Below are 18,333 nucleotides of genomic sequence, written 5' to 3'. Positions count from 1 at the left end.
TGCTGCCACGTCCCTCAGGGTCAGAGCAGACGCGCAGGCTCACCGGGCGAGGGCCTCGGCCCGAATGGACGAAGAAGTCCTGACCGCCACCCTCGCACCCGGGCCCAGTCGGCCCTGCCGACTGTCGACGCTGAGCTGCATATCCGCCGACTCGCGCAGCATCATGCTGCTGGCCCAGCCGTCGGAACATCGCGTGATGCACGGACAGCACGAGCACGTGGTCCTGCGGGACCGAGCACCAGCAGCCGCCCCCGGGCGAGCGGTTCGGCGGCCAAGTCGAACGGCGCGAGGCTCTCCCGGCCCCTAGTGTCCTGTGCCGGAGATCCGTCGGCGGAAGCGGGCGAGGGAGTCGAGGATCTCTTCGGCTGTCTTGGTCCAGATGAGCGGCGTGGGGTCTTCGTTCCAGTCCTTGACTCATGCCCGGATGTCGGCTTCGGGGGCCTGGATGTTCTTGTGTGCGCCGAGCGGCGGATCATCTGGTGGGCCAGGTAGCCGAACCACCGCTCGACCTGGTTGATCCAGGAGGAGCCGGTCGGGGTGAAGTGCAGCTCGAACCTGGGGTGTTTGGCCAGCCACGTCCTGATCGCCGGGGTCTTGTGGGTGCCGTAGTTGTCCACGTTCAGGTGGACCTGAAGGTGAGCGGGCACCTCCTTGTCGATCCGGACCAGGAACGTCTTGAACTCCACGGCCCGGTGCCGGCGGTGCAGGGCCGTGATGACCTCACCGGTGGCGACATCGAACGCGGCGAACAAGGTGGTCAGGCCGTTACGGACGTAATCATGAGTACGCCGCTCGGGCATGCCGGGCACCATCGGCAGCACCGGCTGGGAGCGGTCCAGGGCCTGGATCTGCGACTTCTCGTCCACCGAGAGGACCACGGCACCCTCGGGCGGGTTGAAGTACAGACCCACGACGTCGTAGACCTTCTCCACGAACAACGGGTCCGTCGACAGCTTGAAGGTGTCGGCCAGATGCGGCTTGAGCTGGAACTACCGCCAGATTCGGCCGACCGTGGACTTCGACAGGCCGCTGTGCTCCGCCATCGACTTCCGCGACCAGTGGGTGGCATTCTTCGGGATCTCCTCCAGCGTCGTGACCACGACCGCCTCCACCTGGTCGACGCTGATGGTGGGTGGCCGGCCCGGCCGTGGCTCGTCGGCCAGCCCGTCCAGCCGTTCGGCGAGGAAGCGCCGCCGCCACTTGCGGACCGTGTCCGCGGCCACCCGCAACTCGCGGGCGATCGCGACGATCGGCGGTACTTCTGGACCAGCGCATGCCAGCACAATCCGCGCCCGCAGGGCCAGGGCCTGGGCCCATGCCGCCCGACGCGTCCACCGCTCCAACTCCGCCCGCTCGTCCTCAGACAGCAGCAACGGTTCCAGCTTCGGGCCCCGACGAGGAACTGACGCACCAGCAGCAGAAGTCACACGCCTACTAAAAGAGCGTTTTTGTCCCGGCGAGACTGTTTGGCGGCGCTACGAAGGGCGAGTGGGTCTGTCACTGCTGAGGTGAGAGTGGTCAATGCGACCGCTGCGGCAGGAGACTCCATGGCTCTGCCCGTTTGAGTCGAGTCGCTCCTGTCTGATCCCAAAGGCCCCGGTTGACGCTGTTTGCTCCCTGGGGATGCGTCGTGCACGACGGTACTACCGAAACATGACGCGACAGCGCCCGTATCCCAGCGACCTGTCCGATGCCCGCTGGGAGTTGATCGGTCCCACGCTCACCGCCTGGCGGGTCGAGCGCAGAGGCAAGGGGCTGGGCATCGGCCGTCCACCCGAACACGACCTGCGTCGCATCATGGACGCCATCCTCTACGTCGACCGCACCGGGATCCCCTGGCGGTACCTGCCGCACGATTTCGCAACGTGGGAGACGGTGTACGGCTACTTCGCCGCCTGGCAGAAGGAAGGCGTCTTCGACCGGCTCAACGGCCTGCTGCGCCGCCTGGTGCGTGAAGCCGAAGGCCGGGATGCCGAGCCGACCGCCTGTGTGCTGGACGCGCAGAGCGTGAAGACCTCCGCCAACGTGCCGACGGCCGGCCAGGGCATCGACGCCGGCAAGAAAATCGCAGGCCGCAAGCGCCATATCGGCGTCGACACCATCGGCCTGCTGCTGGCCGTCTGGGTGACCGCGGCCAGTGTCTCCGACAACACCGGCGGCATCCACCTGCTCTGCCAGATCTCCGCCGCAACCCCTCGAGTGACCAAGGCGTGGGCCGACACCGGCTACCGGACGAAAGTCATCGACCACGGTGCCCGCCTCGGCATCGACGTCGAAGTCGTCCAACGCGACCCCGGCGTCAAAGGGTCCAAGGTGATCCCCCGACGTTGGGTGCTCGAGCGGACCTTCGGCTGGCTGATGCACCACCGCCGTCTCGCCCGCGACTACGAGACCCACCCTCACAGGTCCGAAGCCATGATCCACGTCGCGATGATAGACCTCATAAGCCGACGACTCACCAGTGAATCCACCCCGAACTGGCGCGACACCTTAATCTCGAACCAAACAACCCCGCCGGGACAAAACGCTCTGTGAGGGATGGTCTGCGAACACGAACCGCTCGAGGGGGAAATAGCACCCCTGACGTAGCGGGCCGCAGAGTGGTCAGGGGTGAGCTTCGGCAAGCCGCCCCTCGATCGTGTGACAGCGCCGCTCGGCCCGGCGGCAACGCCCAATGTGGGCGTTGCCGCAGAGCCGGGCCTCGTTCAGTCACCTTCGAGAGCATCGGCGAGGTACCCGGCGGGTCCGACGAGCGCCACGCGATACGGTGCTCCTGGCTCCGGGCGGCCCTTCGCGTCGACAGAGCGCGTCGGCTGCGCCGCGGCCGTCAGCGGAAGACCGGGCTGACGTAGTTGCCCGGGTGGGTAGCCGCTTCCTGCTGCTGGACGGGGCCCCACCACCACCGCAGTTCCTTGGCCTGATTGTCGCCCGGAGGTGTGATGGCCGCGACGCCGGGGTCGATGACGTTGTCGTCGCTTTCCTTCGCGGACAGGAACGTCATCGTGAACCGGGCGGTGGCCCCCGGGTCGAGCGTGACGGTCGTCGGCTGCTGCGACGTCTGGGAGGAGAACGTCTCGGTCACCACACCCTCGGTCTCCGTGCCCATCTGCAGGGTCACCGACGGGTAGCCGTGCAGCACGCACGCCTGTGCCCCGGTGTTCTTCATCGACACGAAGACATCCACCTGACGGCCTTCGGTGTGCCGTCCGCCCGGTTCCGCCGATCCACCAGACGTCCAGTCGAGGGCCAGGTCGCTCGTCCGGCAGCGAACCGGCTCGGCAACCGAGGGAGAGGCAGCGGCCGAAACGGGAGCCGCCGTGGTCGCCAGGACCCCAGCGAGGACGAGGGCCGCACGCACTTGGATGCGGACCATGTTCCACCTCCAGCATGTCGGTGAGCGGGTCGTCTCCGCTCGAAACGAGGGACAATGCATACCCGGCCCCAGGCCGTGCAGGTCCTGTCCCTCGTTTCGAGTAGAGACGCCCTCCCCGACGGATGCGGTCCCAAGGTGGGCCGTCTGGGTGAATCCGGCCTCCAGTGGAACCCAGCACCGGTCCTCACAGGTGGCGGACTGCTCACCTCGGCACCATCATTGGCGCTCCAGACTTCCCGGAGCACACAGACGACGTTCGACTTGCCGGTACACCCGCAAGCGAGTGGGTCCGACAAGAGCACCAATGCAACACCCGTATGGTCGTTCGAGTGGCGTAGTGGGTCCGGGTGGGTGATCGTGGTGTCAGTGAGTCCGCGATCTGGAGTGGCGGAACCAGCTGGAACTGCCATGAGCAGCACGGCTATCCGTACGCCCTGCATAGGGGCGCGACCTCGCGGACTCGAGCCAATCGCTTGGCTCACCGCTTTAAGCACGCTACCCACTGGAGGTGTCCCAATGATGTCTGTTCGCCTGCTCGCCGGTGCGGCCGTTACCGCATTGGCCCTCACTCTACCCGCGGCGGCACACGCTGCGCCGGCCGTCGTGTCGGACGACTGTGCCAGAGCGATGGCGGTCGCCGAGAAGACACAGAAGGACTACGAGTCCTGGGCCAAGTGGTACGACGACTTGATCGCTCAGGGTGGCCATCCCGGTGCCGCCGGAAGGCAAGCCTTGGCTGACGCGGAGGCGGACCGCAACAGGGCGGCTTCCCAGGCCCAACGCATTTGCGGCCCGTGACCCATGTCTGACCACCTCGATGGTTCACGACGGCCCGCCAGATCACCTGGCGGGCCACTTCTGTCTCTTCCACGGGCTTTCGGCATGTCCACGGCCGGACTCGCCGAGCGTGAAAGCGGCGACAGGACGCGCTCCTGCGGAAGATGGAGGCCGGCCAGCCTGGTGAGGCCCGCATCGCACCGGCCCCTGAGACTGCCGTGGGGCCAGCGAGCCCCCGCCCGCAAGGCGCGCGAGATCGAGCAACGGTGCGCCGAGGGCGTGCCGGTTCAGTCGTCGGCCGGGGCGCTCTCGGACGAGCGGCGCGAGCAGCTGGAGGACGTCGCCCCCGCCTGGCGCCCGGCCTGGCCGGTGGAGTGGCAGCGCTGCTTCCACGTCGTCGGGCTCCACCTGGAGGCCGACCGCGCTCTTATTGGAAGCGCCCTCAGCAACGTGCTGCCTGGGGCCGGCTCGTGAGGACCGCCGCACCGGGCGCGAACGGCCTGCCCCGGCCGGGTACCGCGTCGGGGAGGGCATGGCCGTCGCCGCCCACCACAGCGTGCCGGCCGACGGTCACCACGCCCAGGCGAAGGCATCACTGGCGGCCGACGGCTGCCACGACCTGACCACCGGAGCCCCAAAGTTCGGCAGCGGCGCCGACGTGGCCCTCTGCCGGATCGCCGCAAGTACGCTGATAATGAACCCCACACGCATCCGGTTGCACCAGGTCGACACCGATTTCCTAGAGCACGACACCGGAGGCTTCGCCTCGACCGCCATGCCGCTCACCGGGCAGGCTGTCACCCGCGCTTGCCAAGAACTCACAGGGCTCCTCATCGACACAGCAGCCACCATCTTGGGCACCCCGTCCGACGACTGCCGCCTCGCTGGGGACAAGATTCGTGGCGTCGGGGCGAGCGTGTCCCTTACGGACCTTCACTGCTGCGCCCAGTCGGCCGGCCTGTGCTTGCAAGCCGACGCCACGGTCGCCGCGAAGGACGCAGAGCTGTCTCTGTCCGTCAGCACCCAGTGGTTCCGCATCGGTGTGGAACCGGACACCGGCATCATCAACGACCTCGACAGCGTGCACATCGCCGACGCCGGACGCATCATCCACACCGAGCAAAGCCGTGCCCAAGTCGAAGGCGCCGTCGTCCAAGGCCTCGGCTGCACCATCGGCGAAGAACTGGCCACGGGCCTCGACGGCCAGGTCACCACACGTGACCTGCGTTCTTAAAGCGTCCCGCACCTCGGCGATTTCCCCCCGCCCGATGTCCAGTTCATCGACCACGACAGCACAGCAGCCTCCAAACCCCTCGCCGAACTAGCCATCGATCCCATTGCTCCGGCACTCGCCAACGCCGTACACCACGCCCTCGGCGTCCGTATCCGCACCCTGCCCCTGCACCCGGATTCCGTATGGTCTGCCCTTGCCTCGAGATCCGGCAGCAGCGGGACCGATATCAGCAGCAACAGGGACAGCGTGATCTCCGGAGGAGACGAACCGACATGAGTGCCCGCTTCACCAACCGCTGCGGCTTCCTCAACTCCACCGCGATGCGCTGTCGAGGCGAGCGGCTGCCATGTTCAGCCCGGGAGCGGAGAAGGGCGGCTGCTGGCGCCCTGCGTCCCCCGGGGCCACGCCCGGTCGGGCTTTTCGTCTACTCGCTCCCGCGCGTCGGCAGGGCTGTCCGGGTCCTGGAGCGGACATAGGCCGGGAGACTCCCTGTCCCTCCAACGGTCACACATGGCCCACGATCGTCAGTTCTCCGTATCAGCCGGGGCGTGCGCTATCCCGGTGAACGTAAACTGCGTCCCCCTCGAAACGCGAGGTTTTCGCACCACTCTGCATGACGGTGTTATCAGGCAGCCGCCAACCTGTTCTCCCGTTCCCCAACGAGAAGGAGTCCGAGCAGCATGGACATCATCAACGGCCTGATCTCCGACATCGTTTACCTCCTGAGCTTGGGATGGCTCGTCTGAGGCACTCGGCGGCGGCTCCGGCGCGAACCGACATCGGCTGTGGCGCGCGGGCACCACTCCAGCACGCGGTCAGCGTCGGTCGACATGTCGCAGAGGAAGAAGCCGGAGCCGTCGCCTCCGCATGAGCCACTCACGAGTGAGTGCTGCACCACGCACATCTTGTTGTTCGGCCCGCGGCGGGAAGCGACGGCCCACTTCAGCGAAACGCTCACCGCCGGCCCCAGTCTGGATTCCTGTTTGCGGTTCACTCCTTGGTCTGAGAGGGCATCTAATCTGGGCGTATTGCCCTGTATGCCGTAGTGTCCTGTGCCGGAGATCCGTCGGCGGAAGCGGGCGAGGGAGTCGAGGATCTCTTCGGCTGTCTTGGTGCAGATGAACGGCGTGGGGTCTTCGTTCCAGTCCTTGACTCATGCCCGGATGTCGGCTTCGGGGGCCTGGATGTTCTTGTGTGCGCCGCGGCGGATCATCTGGTGGGCCAGGTAGCCGAACCACCGCTCGACCTGGTTGATCCAGGAGGAGCCGGTCGGGGTGAGGTCGGTGCTTCCTTGTGCTGCATTCACCCTGACGGCGAGCCGCGCTGACAGCGCGATCAAGCTTCCTGGCGGCGTCGTATGTGAAGTGATTGCGATGTGCGCGTTTGCGGCGGTCGTCATGGTCGCCTCCCAGAGGATGCGGATGGCCACTCCTGATGCTCGGGCCCGGGTCCCCGACTGCTGCGCGAGCGCAGACACAAATGGAGCAGTGGTCCGACGCGAGTGGCCGATAGGCGTCGTCGCACGCGTCCTGTCGAGCTCTCGTAACTGGCCCGGCCGGCTCCCGGTCGTGCAAACCCGAGAAACCCGCGATGCTCCCCGCTGAAGACGTGGCACGGGCGCGACAGGGGCGCACGACGGCATGCGCCTGACAGTGTCGGCCCTGGGCCGGCCCTCTACCGGCGCTGCAGCGCTGTGCTCCAACAGCGCGGGGTTCGCCTTGGCGTACGCCAAGGCGGCGGCGTCGACGCCGAATTCCCTGATCTGCCCGATGTCCAGTCCGTGCGGCCCAACCCCCCGGGTGCTCACGTAGCGAACGGGGCCATGGAAGCGCAGTGCGGCTGAGCCAGTTTGTTCCTGGAACGCCGTGATCAGCCGGACGCGGTCGAAGCGCAGGCAGACGCCCGTATGGCTGGTGCCGTAGTGGGCACACAGCGACAGGTGGCCCCAACCCCGCGAGGCGTCACGGTTCCAGACGTGGTCCGGCAGCGTGAAGTCTCGGGTCAGGCACACGACTTTGGCGTGTAGGCGGATGTTCCGGTCGATGTCGGTTCACAAGTCCATGTGCCCTGAACCTTCGGGCCAGTTCTCGTCGTCGTGGTGGGAGCTGAGGTTGGGGTGCAGGGGCCGCGACTCCCACAGGTCATTCGTTGATTCGAACGGCGACAGCCGCAGAGTCCCGCTGGCCAAGATGTTGTACATGGCCACATTGGCGTTCGTGTAGTGGTAAAGATCATTTGTCTCGCATCTCTGCGCTCCAGCCACCTCCAACTCCAGAGCATCCAGGGCGGCACGGGAAAGGCTGAAGCCCCTGTTTGAGGCCGAAGATTCAGAAGACGGCATGGCGCATGTTCCTTCCTCTGGCAGTACCTCTCCAGGCAGAGCCCCGCGGCAGCAGCGGCAGCCTACACCTTCATAGTGTCAGAGTGACGATAATGGGCGATGTCCCGTCACCTGCAGACAGCCTGCGATGCCCGACGGTGTGAGCAGCCGCACCGCGTGTCCGCAGCGTCGGCGGCCGACCTCGCGGCGCAGTCCGGCGGTTCTGGTGACAACAAGCTGCCTTTGTGACATCTACCGCGCTTCGGCTCAACCACACACAGGCGGCGAAAGCACCGCCGGCTGTCCCTACAGGTCGAACTCCACGTGCTCGACGTCCGTGAACTCGACTTCCAGGCCCGCGGCGCGCCGGCCGCCGTCGCGGAAGTAGACCTCGCCGAGTGCATCGGCTGTCAGGGCGCGCAGTTGCTGTTCGCCGGCGCCTGTGTCCTGGGCGTCGAGGAGGCGGGCGGCGTGGTGTGGGGGCAGGGCGAGGGTGAGGTGGCGGATGCGGGCGTCGTCGGTGGTGCCGGGTGCGGCGGTGAAGCCGAAGCGGGCGCGGGTGTCGAGGACCAGGCCGGTGCTGGTGGCGGCCTGGCGGCGGGCCTGGGCGCGGATGCGGGGCTGCCAGCGGGCGCGGACGGCGTCCTCCAGGCGCTGCGCGAGGTCGGCGCGTGGGCGGCGGATCTGGTCCTTGACGTACCGCTCGACGGTGCGCTGCGAGATGCCGAGCAGGCCTGACACGGCGCGGGTGCCTTTGAGCTGTTTGACCAGGTAGCGCATCTGCGCGCCGGCCGACTTGGGGATGGGGCGGGTGAACGCTCCTTGTACGGCGCGGTCGAGACCGTCCCCGAACAGGCTCATCGTGGCCTTCTCCTACTCTCCGTTGTCGACGTTGGTGACGGTGCCGTCCTTGATGTACCGGGCGAGGTTCAGCTCCGGCGCGTCGAACCGCTCGCGGACCTCCTCGCCCCACAGCACGGTCTGGGTGCCCTCGTGCTTGACCAGGCCGGGGTTGATGCCGAGCTTGAAGCCGCCGGGCAGCGGCTTGCCCTCCCGGTAGGGCAGAAAGTCCAACGGGCTCTCGCCGCCTGCCGCGTACACGACGCAGTCGGACAGGACCGCGACCGGGTACTGGCCGGTGAACGCCGCGTGCTTGACGATCTTGCGGTGCAGGTTGATGCGAGTGCGGGAGATGACCGCCGCCCGGATGTCCGGCCGCCACGTCGGACGGGACAGGGCCCGCCACGGCTGCCCGGGTTTCCAGCCCTCGCCCCGGGGTCGCTCGCGGAGCTTGCCCAGGCCGCCCTTGACCGTCGCCTTAATCGCTGAGACGACGATCGCCAGCTGCGGGTCACGGTCCTTCCAGCCGTCCATCGCGGCGAGGAAGTCGTCCGGGGCGAGGTCAGCGTCGACGCCGAGGTCGGCCATCGTGGCCAGATAGGCGTCACGCAGCCGCTGGTACCAGCCGTCCAGGTAACGGCCGTTGTCGTGACGGACCCATGCCTCCAGCGGGCTGACCTCGTAGCCGAGCTCTACCGCGTAGGCGACGGTGGGCGTCGCGTACCAGGCCGGGCCCTCGGGGCGTTCGCCCTTCGGTGTAAACGGGGAGGGCAGCAGGCTGCCGTCCAGCTCCACCCATTCCTTGCCGACCTTCACCTGCGACAGGTCGACGTGGGACAGGTCGGCCAGCCACGAGCCGGGCAGCTTCGGGTCGAACGCCGGGGCCTTGACGTGCGTCGCCTCGCCCAGGCCGACGGTCAGGCCGTTGGCTCCGGCGGCGAAGGCCATGTTGACGTCGATGCCGACCAGGTGACGCAAAGTGCATTCGGCGTCGGTCATCGGCCGCGCCCAGTCGTACGCCTCTTCGAACAGCTTCTCGCCGGGGCCGCGCGCATGGAAGCGAGGCAGGTCCTTGAGGACCGGGTGGCCGTCGGGGACCTCGCACGGCGGCCAGTTCATCGGGTCGATGGCGTCCTTGCCGAGCGAGCTGGGATTGTGCTCGGAGTGCCGCTTCCCCGTCGCGTCCGCCTCGGAGGCCCGCGTCGGCGGGTGCAGAGCGGTCATCAGCTCCAGACCGGTCACCGCTGTCGATCCGCGCGGCGTCATCACGCGCGAGGCGTACACGCCCAGGACGCGGGCAAGCTCCGCCGGCGAAAGCTGCCCGGCCTCGCCCCAGTGCCGGGCATCCAGCGCGTTCCACGAGGGGATGCACAACTGCACGCAGGCCCGCTCCGAACCGGCTGCAGGGCGGTAGATCCGCGCCCACGGCCCGAACCCGCGCTTCGTCAGCTTCCACTCCGCGCGCGCGAGCTGCTTGACGACCTTGTGGCCCTCCGGGATCCGCCCGGCGAGCCGCTCCTCCTCGGTGAGCGTGACGGGCAGGCCGTAGCGCTTCAGGGTCGCCTGGGTGAGCACGAGCAGCGGGTCGGCGTCCTTGCCCGGCCCGGACAACTTCGGCTGACCGAGCCTGGCCTCACGCAGCGTCCAGTCCACCAGGGCTGCAAGGCTCTTGGCGGGCACGTCCAGAACCAGACCGCCCGTGCAGTACGCCAGCACCTGCCCGTCCTCGACATCAACGACCGCCAACGGACCGTTCTCAAAACGCGGATCGGTGCTCGTCATGGTGCCGGCCGGGGCCGTCTTCTTCGCACCCGGGCGGCGCGACGTCGACGACGTCCTGGTGGCGCGCGCCGGACGCGACGCAGCAGCCGAAGGCACGGAGTTGTCAGCGGGGCGGGGCTGGGTGTTCTGTTCGGTCGTCATGGCCGCAGCCTCATGTGCCGCGTCCGTAGGCACAGGCTGCGCCTGCGGAGCTGAGGCAGAAGCACCCCCGGACGTCTCCGGAACGGCTGTGCCCTCAGCGGGCGCCGCAACGTTGGTGTCAGCGGGGTAGAGCTCCGCGAGCTTGCCGAGCAGTCGCGCGTACGCCTCGCGTTCCGGCGGGCGGGGCTCGGTCTTGCCGAACTCCCAGCCGCTGACGGTTGCCCGCCGAACGTCCAGGGCTGCGGCCACTTCGTCCAGCGTCAGGCCGTGCGCCTGGCGCAGCCGTTTACGTTCCGCCGGTGGCGGCAGCACAGACCGGGATGCGACCAGCGCGTCGATCCGATCGAACAACTCGGACATCGAACACCTCCGGTGCCGCATCTTAGCGTGAAGCGTATGCATAGCGTACGAAGGACGTACGGTTTGCGTACGAGATGTGACGCGGTAGGCGTTGACGCTGGTGATCTCTTTCGCCAGCTGGTTTCAGTTCCAGTGCACGGAGCTGTCTCTCCTGGCTCCCACAGGGGGCCGTAGCGCACGAACCCAGGTGCCGCGAAGACGGGACTCTCCACAGTCGTTGCGGGGGATCCGGCCCGCTTGGATTCCGCTGCGCAGTCGTGGCGAAAGCGCCCGCCGGGACAACGGACACGAGACCGTGGTGGAGTAGTGCTCCGTAACCCCGGCCTGTTGCGGTCCGTTCCCCTGCAGGGGGAGACCATCTCGTCGCTGATCTTCCGCATCGCGGGTCGCTACGGGATGGAAGCGAAGGTGCCGCGGGCGTGCTGGAGGTGGCGCAACTACCCGCCTGGGCACGAGGGCGGGGGCATGCGGGCCGACGCTGAGGTGCTGCTGAACATGGCCGGGCGCCGGTTCCTGGCAGATATGTGCGGCGTCGAGGAGGAGGTGTTGGCGCGGGCGTTGCCGTCCTGGGGAAAGGAAGCTGCGTGCTGAGGCTGGTGATCCGGTGGCGCGGTGGCCGGTCCCGTGGCGTTCGGCTGCCGCCTGTGTGCGCCCCGGCGTACGGGGGCGGCCGTGCGGGTGGTGCGGTACACGCCGCGGTGGGAGCGGGCGTGTGTGCGGCATAGACGGTGGCTGTTGGACGCGGACGCCAATCAGCCGCTGGAGCACCTCGATCTGCGGGGCCTGGCGGAGGTGGTGGCGGCGCAGCGGCGGTGGTCCTGGGTGGTGCGGCGGGCGGTGCGGGCCGGTGCGGAGCTGGAGCGGGTGTTCGCGCTGGCGCGGGCGGTGGTGGCCCGGTGGTGGGAGCAGGCTTTCGGCTGGGAGCGGGAGACAGTCTGGCCGCGGCGCCTGTATCAGGCCGCGGGCGGGGATGCAGGTGGTGATCTGGAGCGGTGGCGGATCGTGGGGCGGGACGCGGTCGTCTTCTCGGAGATGGTGGCGGTGGTCGACGCGCTGCTGGATCCGGCCATGGCCGAGCTGGTGTGGGTCGACAGCGGTGCCGGGCGGCCGCGGGCGCTGCCCGCCGATGGGATGTTCTGCCGCAGTCTCGGTGAGCGGCTGGGGCGGAGTTGGCTGGGGCCACGGCCGCGACGGACCACGGCGGGCCGCTCATCGCCTGGATGGGCAGCGTCATCCGTCTTCGCCGCGGCGGCGGCTTTGCCCGGGGCCAGGTCCCTTCACCCAGCTGGCCACCGCCGCCTCGTCCCGTTCGACTGCCCGTCGGGCAGGCTGCTGGCGCGACCAGCCGTGCCGCCGCAGCAACTCCCACACTCCGCGGATCGACAACGACACCGCCAGGTGGTCTGCGATCAGCATGCGTACCCGCGAGAGCGTCCACTGCTCATCGGCCCAGCTCTGAGCCATCGCGCCTTCCAGCAGCAGCGGCTCGAGCACGGCGAAGTCCTCGTCGCTGACCTTTGGCCGCTTGGCCGGGCCCGAAGGGCGCAGGGCCTGTCGCCCTCCCTCGCGCCAGGAGCGGCGCCACCGTTCCACCGATCGGACGCTGACACGAAGTTCCTTCGCAATCACCGTGTTCTTCTCACCCCGCACAAAGCCATCGGCGGCCAGCATGCGCACCCGCTCCCGCGCAGCCTGCCCCCGCGGAGTGAGACCATCGCCCTGCGCATATCTCATGGCCACGGCGTACCGCAGGGATCTAGCAATGTCAGGCCCGACAACTGAACGGAAGGTCTGTAGTTCTTCATGACCACGAGATGTCCGTTCTCAGATCCTCAGGATCCAGTGTCTCGTGTGCCCAGGAGCAAGGGTCAAGGCCCCGGCAAGTTCGCCCCCTTTTCTTTTAGCTCACGTGGGCTGAATCGAGGACCGCACGGGACAGGTCGACCAGGTCTGCTCGTCCAGGAGCTGGAGAACCTTCTGATGCAGCCATCTCCACACTCCGGTGCGAGACCATATGGCGAAGCGGCGATGCACGGTCGACTTCGACGCCCCGAAGCATGGTGGCAAGGCCCGCCAAGCGCAGCCGCTGGCCAGCACGTAGATGATCGCGGCAAACACCGCCTCAGGGCAGGGCGAGCGCGTCGCCCTCCATGGCGGTCGCGGTGGCACCGGCCGTCATCGATGTTCGTGACCCCACCGCCTTGCGGACGAACCCGCGCCGGCGGCAGTGACGGCCTTGCCAACTCCACAATCCGTCCGGAACGATCCATCCCCGCCGTCCACTCCCCGTGCCCAGCACAACCGTCAACTGACCATGTAGGACACGGTCTTATCCCGCCATGCCCCAGCGACCGCGCCTCCGCCCCTATGGCCAGCCGACGCTCGTCGAGATGCGGCAACAGCATCTGGAACTTCGCCGCCAGGACCGCTTCGATCCCCTCTGGTCTCCCCGTACCAGAACAACGATCCCCACAGCCGGAAGCCACGACTTGTTCTCCGGCAAGCCCTAAAGATCGGATGAGACCGGACTACCAGGGGCGGCGCGTCTCAGCCGCCGTCCCGGACCGCCGCGAGGCACTGGTCGTAGAGGTCCGACAGGTCGAGCCGCCCTTCGCTCGCGGCCCAGAGTTCGCTCGCCGTGTCGAAGCAGGCGAAGACCGCCGCAATGATCGCCTTGGCGCGCAGGTCGGGGAACGGGCCGGCGGCGGTGCCCAGGCGGGCTTGGACGATCGGGACGAGTTCGGTCTGCCAGCGCAGCCGCTTCTCGATATAGCGGGCGTGCAGTGAGGGAGTCTCGAAGATCAGGCGGGACAGCTCCAGCACCCGTTCCGGGGTGTGGTTGGCGGTGAGGATCGCCTCGAATCCGGCCCGCAGGGCGTCCCAGGCGGACATCCCTGTGGACTGCTGTTCGACGGTCCGCTTCAGCAGCTCACCCAGGGCGTCCTGGTTGCCGCAGACCAGGTCCTCCTTGGTGCCGAAGTAGCGGAACAGTGAGCGCTGCGAGATCCCCGCCTCGTGCGCGATCTGCGCGGTTGTCGTCTGCTCGTATCCCTGCTCGGCGAACAGCCGAACCGCCGTGTCCAGGATCTCCTGGACGGCGACCTGCCTCGATCGGTCCCACAAGGTCGTCATGGGAACCAACCTTACCCGGCGCTGGACAGCAACCGCCTACCTGACATTAACTGCCAGAAATGCATCGACTGCCCAGAAGGAGAGAGCCATGACAGCCGTCGACTACCACGGACAGACCACACTGATCACCGGAGCCAGCGCGGGCCTCGGCGCCGAGTTCGCCCGCCAGCTCGCCGCCCGCGGTTCCGAGCTGGTGCTGGTCGCCCGCCGCAAGGAACGTATGGAGGAGCTGGCCGCAGAGCTGCGCGCACACCACCGGGTCCAGGTGCACGTGCTGGCGATGGACCTGGCCACCGGCAACCCCGGGCAGGCGCTGGCCGAGCAACTGGACCAGCTCGGCCTGCAGGTCACCAGCGTGATCAACAACGCCGGGTTCGCCACCTTCGGCGCCTTCCACGAGGCCGATCCGCAACGGCTGCGACAGGAGATCGCCATCGATGTGACCGCGGTGGCCGACATCAGCCGGGCCTTCATCGAGCAACTGCGCACGGAAGGGCGCGGAGTGCTGGTCAACGTGGCGAGCATGGCCGCCTACCAGCCCAACCCGCGCATGGCTCTCTATGGGGCGGCCAAGGCGTTCGTGCTGAGCCTCACCGAGGCACTGTGGGAGGAGTCACGCGGCACCGGACTGCGGGTGCTCGCCCTGTCCCCCGGCGCCACCCGAACTGAGTTCTTCGACGTCGTGGGTACCGAGCGGGCCGCCGGCGGAAACAAGCTCGCCTCACCTGTCGACGTGGTCCGCACCGCGCTGGTCGCCCTGGACCGCAGGAACCCGCCGCCCAGCGTCATCGACGGACGCATGAACCGGGTGATGGCCGTCCTCTCCCGCCGCCTGGCCACCAGGCGACAGGTCATCCGGGCCATCGGCCGGATGACCGCCGAGGGGGCGTGAGGATGGGCGGGACAGCTGTCGTTCTGGGCGGTGGAGGCGCCGTTGGGATCGGCTGGCAGACCGGCCTGCTGACCGGGCTGGCCGAGGCCGACTGCGATCTGTCCGGTGCCGACCTCATCGTCGGCACGTCCGCAGGAGCCCTGGTGGGAGCGTTCCTGGCTGGCGGAGCCGACCTGTCGAGCGCTGTGCGTGCGGTCGCCAGGGTGGGGCAGGCCGTGACCGAGGACCAGCTGGCTGAAGGTTCGCGGGCCCTTCTTGCCGCCATGGCGCAGGCCACCGGTCGGGGACCCGAGGCGCTGCGGGCGATCGGACGGCTCACCACGCAGCACCTCACTCACATCGACGAGGAGACCTTCCTCGAACTGTTCGCCGACCTTGACGGCCAGGCCTGGCCGGGGCGGTTCAGGTGCACCGCGACCGCCGTCGACACCGGCGATGTCGCGGTGTGGACCTCCGAATCCGGGGTGGAGCTGAATCTCGCCGTCGCGGCCAGCTGCGCGGCACCGGTCGTCCTCCCGCCCGTAACCATCGAAGGGCGTCGATACATGGACGGCGGCGTGCTCAGCCACGTCAACGCGCAGGCCGCCGCCGACGCCGAGCGCATGGTGGTCCTGTCGTGCTTCCCCCTCGACCAACCACTCGCCGCCTTCCAGACGGTCCGGCAGGAGATCGCCGATCTGCGTGCATCGGGCATGGCCCTGCTGGCCGTGGAGCCCTCCCCCGAGGTGTTCGCCCTGGGAGCGGGCGGCCCGGCCATGCTGAACCCCGCACTGGCCGAACCGGCATTCGTCCTCGGACGCACGCAGGCGGAGATCGAGAAGGACCGCATCTGCGCGCTGTTCCAGTGAATGGCGCGCTCCCCGTGAGCTACCGGGACCGCCTGCTCCTGGGCGACTCCGGGCGGATTGACCGACGCCGGCTGAAGAACGCACGGCAGCCCTACCCGTCCCGGAGTGGACGGGCCGGGCCCGGCCCCGATGCCGGCACAGGTCAGCGACCGCGATTCAGCTCCCGTTCGGGGACCAGCCGGAAGCTCTGCGGCGGGCGACCGGCGAGGCGCTGGACGGAGTCGGTGATGCGGTCTTCGGCCCCCTCCGCGATGGCGCGGTCCATCCGAGCCAGCATGACGGCGAATTCCACCGGCATCAGCGCGGCCAGACGGTCCCGCAGCTCGTCGTACGCCAGGTAACGGCGGACCACCGATCGGCCGGTGACCTCCGTGCCAACGGCTGCTATGTCGTCGTGGCTGAGCGTCTCCGGTCCGGGCAGTAGCTGTTGCCGTTCCTATCTTGAGGGTTGTGCGTCGAACGGGGGTTTCGATCGGGTGATCGCCACTGGCCGTGGGCATGAAGGCAGAGCCTCTTGGTAGCTCGGCGTTGCGAAGCCAACCGAGATCCAGGAGACGGATTCAATTGATCGTCGCAACACCTTGATCGGGAGGTGGAGTGATGGGCTCTGTGGAGCGGCACAAGCAGGTTCGTGCGTATCGGGGGGCAGGCCCTCGGTGGCCTGGCCTGAGGACAAGGCCAGGTTCTGGAGGCGATCGCTCGGGGTCCCAAGACCGAGGATGCGTCAGTGCTGCCGGTGTGTCCAGACCGGTGGGATTCCGCTGGTTCCGGCACGCTGGCGGCGTGAATCCGTGTCTTCCTGATGAGGTGTCCGGGCGCTACCTGTCGTTTCCCGAACGGGAGAACATCGCCGTCTGGCATGCCCAGGGCGCCGGCGTCCGCGAAATCACCCGCAGGCTTGGACGGGCGCCGTCGACGGTCTCCCCTGAGCTACGGCGCAATGCCTCAACCCGGACCTACAAGCTGAACTACCGGGCCTCGACCGCGCAGTGGCACGCTGAACGCCGGGCCCGGCGCCCGAAGACGGCCGAACTCGTGGACAATCCGAGGCTGCGAGCCTATATCCAGCCCCGTCTGTCCGGGGACGTCACCGGCACCGGAGGCTAGCGTGTGGGCCCGGAGGGCCCGGCCTGGAAGGGGCGCAACAAGCCGCACCGCGGCGACAGAGGCTGGGTGACAGCATGGAGCCCGGAGCAGATCGCGCGACGTGTGCCGGTCGCGTTCCCCGGCGAGGAGGACATGCGCATCAGTCACGAGGCGATCTACCAGGCGCTCTACGTCGAGGGACGTGGGGCGCTGAAACGCGAGCTGGTGGCCTGTCGATACCCGCCCGGTGGCAACGTTCCCGGTCGTCGGTCCAGGAGGTGGGCAAGTAGGGCCGCCGGTCGATCAGGGTGCGTCCGCGGCCGGTCGCGTAGGCGAGGAAGACGCCGATCTGGCAGTTCTCGGTGCGTCCGGCGGTCCCGGAGTACTGCCTTTGCACGCCGGCCGAGCGGACGCCCTTCTTCAGGAACCCGGTGTCGTCGACGATCAGGACGGCATCCCGGTCTCCGAGATGTTCGACGACGTAGTCGCGTACGTCGTCCAGGACCTCGTCGGCGTCCCACTCGATGCGGTTCAGCAACCGCTGGATGCGATAGGGCCCTGCGTGCCCGGCCTCCTCCGCCAGCGTCCAGCCGTTCTTTCGCTCCAGCGGAGCAACCAGCCCTCGCATGTAAGCAAGCGCAGACTGATGCGGCTCCTCCCGATTGAACCGGTGCACGAACCGCTCCTGCACCGCCTCGAGTTCACCCGCCCACAACCTGACATCAGCAAGGTCCCCACCCATAACCACACCAACGACCGAGCCGGCCAGCAGTCACGGCAAGCACCGTTGCAGTACTGGGCGAGATCTTCCAGACCTCCTGGTTCGAGATGGACCGGGCCCGGAGCCCGGGGTCATCGCGGCGATCACGCTCGTCGAGCCCCGAATCGCCGCGGGGCCACGATCTATCGCTCCGCCTGCGCGCCGACACGCATCCAAGCCGTACCTCGCGCCCGGAGCCAGAAGCATGCGAGCCGCGCCAGGGTGAAGACACCCACCGCGACCCACAACCAGGTCAGATTGCCGTGCGCCGCGAACAGGATCGTGAGCAGTCCGAGGAACACGGCCGTGCACGCCAGCGACGCCCACGCCAGGAACACCGCGTCGCCCGCGCCGATGAGCACGCCATCGAGCACGAACACGACCCCGGCGGCCGGCAGGAAGGCCGCGGTGACGAGCGAAACCGGTGTCAGCAGACGCGCCACCGCCTGATCGCTGGTGAACGCCCCGGCGAGCACCGGGCTCAACGCCGCCAGTCCGACGCCGGCGATCACCCCGAACCAGAGCCCCCACCAGTTCATCCGCGCGACCATCCGCCTCGTCTGCCCGATCCGCCCGGCGCCCAGCTCGTGCCCGACCAGCGCCTGCGCGGCGATCGCGAGGGCGTCGAGCGCGAGAGCGAGCGTGATCCACAGGTTCGCCGCGATGGTGTTCGCGGCCAGCGCTTCGGTGCCCAGCCGGCCCGCGGCCCACACTGCGGCCAGCCAGTAGACTCGCAGGCCGATTGTGCGGACGAGTAGCGCGAAGTTCGCGGTGAGTGAGGCGCGGAT

General features: G+C 68.3%; 14 protein-coding genes and 4 pseudogenes. 6 read left to right on the top strand and 12 right to left on the bottom strand.

The window, feature by feature from the left end; genetic code table 11:
* Positions 1-303: 303 nt before the first annotated feature.
* Positions 304-1,427, bottom strand: a pseudogene (locus ACZ56V_RS35045) (IS630 family transposase).
* Between the two features lie 226 nt (positions 1,428-1,653).
* On the opposite strand from ACZ56V_RS35045, the gene ACZ56V_RS35040 reads away from it, so the two are divergent.
* The gene (locus tag ACZ56V_RS35040; RefSeq protein WP_468947627.1) at positions 1,654-2,535 is read left to right on the top strand and encodes an IS5 family transposase; all 882 of its coding nucleotides are present in this window, start codon (positions 1,654-1,656) and stop codon (positions 2,533-2,535) included.
* Positions 2,536-2,827: 292 nt separating this feature from the next.
* Here ACZ56V_RS35040 and ACZ56V_RS35035 read toward each other — a convergent pair whose 3' ends face one another.
* A complete protein-coding gene (locus ACZ56V_RS35035; protein WP_468947626.1) occupies positions 2,828-3,373 on the bottom strand; it encodes a DUF4232 domain-containing protein in 546 nt (181 codons plus the stop codon).
* 960 nt (positions 3,374-4,333) lie between these two features.
* Between ACZ56V_RS35035 and ACZ56V_RS35030 the strand changes: the two genes are divergently transcribed.
* Entirely contained in the window at positions 4,334-4,624 is a 291-nt protein-coding gene (locus tag ACZ56V_RS35030) for a hypothetical protein (RefSeq protein WP_468947624.1), read from the top strand.
* Positions 4,581-5,384 carry a molybdopterin cofactor-binding domain-containing protein gene (locus ACZ56V_RS35025; RefSeq protein WP_468947623.1) on the top strand — a complete coding sequence of 268 codons (804 nt, stop codon included), beginning with the start codon at positions 4,581-4,583 and terminating at the stop codon, positions 5,382-5,384. The genes ACZ56V_RS35030 and ACZ56V_RS35025 overlap by 44 nt, the downstream gene beginning before the upstream one ends.
* A gap of 1,153 nt (positions 5,385-6,537) precedes the next feature.
* On the opposite strand, the gene ACZ56V_RS35020 is transcribed toward ACZ56V_RS35025, so the two are convergent.
* From ACZ56V_RS35020 to ACZ56V_RS34990, 7 genes and pseudogenes are all read right to left on the bottom strand, one after another.
* Positions 6,538-6,783, bottom strand: coding sequence for a hypothetical protein (locus tag ACZ56V_RS35020; RefSeq protein ID WP_468947622.1), 246 nt, complete (start codon positions 6,781-6,783; stop codon positions 6,538-6,540).
* A 651-nt stretch (positions 6,784-7,434) separates the two neighbouring features.
* A complete protein-coding gene (locus tag ACZ56V_RS35015; RefSeq protein WP_468947620.1) occupies positions 7,435-7,725 on the bottom strand; it encodes a hypothetical protein in 291 nt (96 codons plus the stop codon).
* Between the two features lie 285 nt (positions 7,726-8,010).
* Positions 8,011-8,565, bottom strand: a complete 555-nt coding sequence (gene tpg, locus ACZ56V_RS35010) for a telomere-protecting terminal protein Tpg (protein ID WP_468947619.1) — start codon at positions 8,563-8,565, stop codon at positions 8,011-8,013.
* Positions 8,566-8,577: 12 nt separating this feature from the next.
* Positions 8,578-10,827: a telomere-associated protein Tap gene (gene tap / locus ACZ56V_RS35005; protein ID WP_468947618.1), complete on the bottom strand. Its 2,250-nt coding sequence runs from the start codon at positions 10,825-10,827 to the stop codon at positions 8,578-8,580.
* 1,230 nt (positions 10,828-12,057) lie between these two features.
* Entirely contained in the window at positions 12,058-12,561 is a 504-nt protein-coding gene (locus ACZ56V_RS35000) for a winged helix-turn-helix domain-containing protein (RefSeq protein ID WP_468947617.1), read from the bottom strand.
* A 141-nt stretch (positions 12,562-12,702) separates the two neighbouring features.
* A pseudogene (locus tag ACZ56V_RS34995) lies at positions 12,703-12,996 on the bottom strand (transposase); the annotation flags it as partial.
* A 378-nt stretch (positions 12,997-13,374) separates the two neighbouring features.
* Positions 13,375-13,959: a TetR/AcrR family transcriptional regulator gene (locus tag ACZ56V_RS34990; RefSeq protein ID WP_468947615.1), complete on the bottom strand. Its 585-nt coding sequence runs from the start codon at positions 13,957-13,959 to the stop codon at positions 13,375-13,377.
* Positions 13,960-14,047: 88 nt separating this feature from the next.
* Here ACZ56V_RS34990 and ACZ56V_RS34985 point away from each other — a divergent pair, with 88 nt between their 5' ends.
* Both ACZ56V_RS34985 and ACZ56V_RS34980 read left to right on the top strand, forming a co-directional pair.
* A complete protein-coding gene (locus ACZ56V_RS34985; RefSeq protein WP_468947613.1) occupies positions 14,048-14,851 on the top strand; it encodes an SDR family NAD(P)-dependent oxidoreductase in 804 nt (267 codons plus the stop codon).
* Positions 14,852-14,853: 2 nt separating this feature from the next.
* The gene (locus tag ACZ56V_RS34980; protein ID WP_468947611.1) at positions 14,854-15,699 is read left to right on the top strand and encodes a patatin-like phospholipase family protein; all 846 of its coding nucleotides are present in this window, start codon (positions 14,854-14,856) and stop codon (positions 15,697-15,699) included.
* 142 nt (positions 15,700-15,841) lie between these two features.
* Here ACZ56V_RS34980 and ACZ56V_RS34975 read toward each other — a convergent pair whose 3' ends face one another.
* The gene (locus tag ACZ56V_RS34975) at positions 15,842-16,051 is read right to left on the bottom strand and encodes a hypothetical protein (protein ID WP_468947609.1); all 210 of its coding nucleotides are present in this window, start codon (positions 16,049-16,051) and stop codon (positions 15,842-15,844) included.
* Positions 16,052-16,283: 232 nt separating this feature from the next.
* On the opposite strand from ACZ56V_RS34975, the pseudogene ACZ56V_RS34970 reads away from it, so the two are divergent.
* Positions 16,284-17,019: pseudogene (locus tag ACZ56V_RS34970) on the top strand (transposase); the annotation flags it as partial.
* Position 17,020: 1 nt separating this feature from the next.
* On the opposite strand, the pseudogene ACZ56V_RS34965 reads toward ACZ56V_RS34970, so the two are convergent.
* A pseudogene (locus ACZ56V_RS34965) lies at positions 17,021-17,527 on the bottom strand (IS701 family transposase); the annotation flags it as partial.
* A gap of 161 nt (positions 17,528-17,688) precedes the next feature.
* A partial coding sequence (locus ACZ56V_RS34960) for an MATE family efflux transporter (protein WP_468947607.1) occupies positions 17,689-18,333 on the bottom strand: 645 nt, incomplete at its 5' end.

The organism is Streptomyces sp. NPDC034099 (genome assembly GCF_055575415.1).
The sequence above is the reverse complement of the archived record's forward strand: the minus strand, read 5'-3'. Positions and strand labels throughout refer to the sequence as shown.

Bases quoted from the DNA above. Each gene is read 5' to 3' on its own strand.
- ACZ56V_RS34985 (WP_468947613.1), top strand. From the start codon at position 14,048: ATGACAGCCGTCGACTACCACGGACAGACCACACTGATCACCGGAGCC.
- ACZ56V_RS34980 (WP_468947611.1), top strand. From the start codon at position 14,854: ATGGGCGGGACAGCTGTCGTTCTGGGCGGTGGAGGCGCCGTTGGGATC.
- ACZ56V_RS34990 (WP_468947615.1), bottom strand. From the start codon at position 13,959: ATGACGACCTTGTGGGACCGATCGAGGCAGGTCGCCGTCCAGGAGATC.
- ACZ56V_RS35040 (WP_468947627.1), top strand. From the start codon at position 1,654: ATGACGCGACAGCGCCCGTATCCCAGCGACCTGTCCGATGCCCGCTGG.
- ACZ56V_RS35020 (WP_468947622.1), bottom strand. From the start codon at position 6,783: ATGACGACCGCCGCAAACGCGCACATCGCAATCACTTCACATACGACG.
- tap (WP_468947618.1), bottom strand. From the start codon at position 10,827: ATGTCCGAGTTGTTCGATCGGATCGACGCGCTGGTCGCATCCCGGTCT.
- ACZ56V_RS35015 (WP_468947620.1), bottom strand. From the start codon at position 7,725: ATGCCGTCTTCTGAATCTTCGGCCTCAAACAGGGGCTTCAGCCTTTCC.
- ACZ56V_RS35000 (WP_468947617.1), bottom strand. From the start codon at position 12,561: ATGAGATATGCGCAGGGCGATGGTCTCACTCCGCGGGGGCAGGCTGCG.
- tpg (WP_468947619.1), bottom strand. From the start codon at position 8,565: ATGAGCCTGTTCGGGGACGGTCTCGACCGCGCCGTACAAGGAGCGTTC.
- ACZ56V_RS35035 (WP_468947626.1), bottom strand. From the start codon at position 3,373: ATGGTCCGCATCCAAGTGCGTGCGGCCCTCGTCCTCGCTGGGGTCCTG.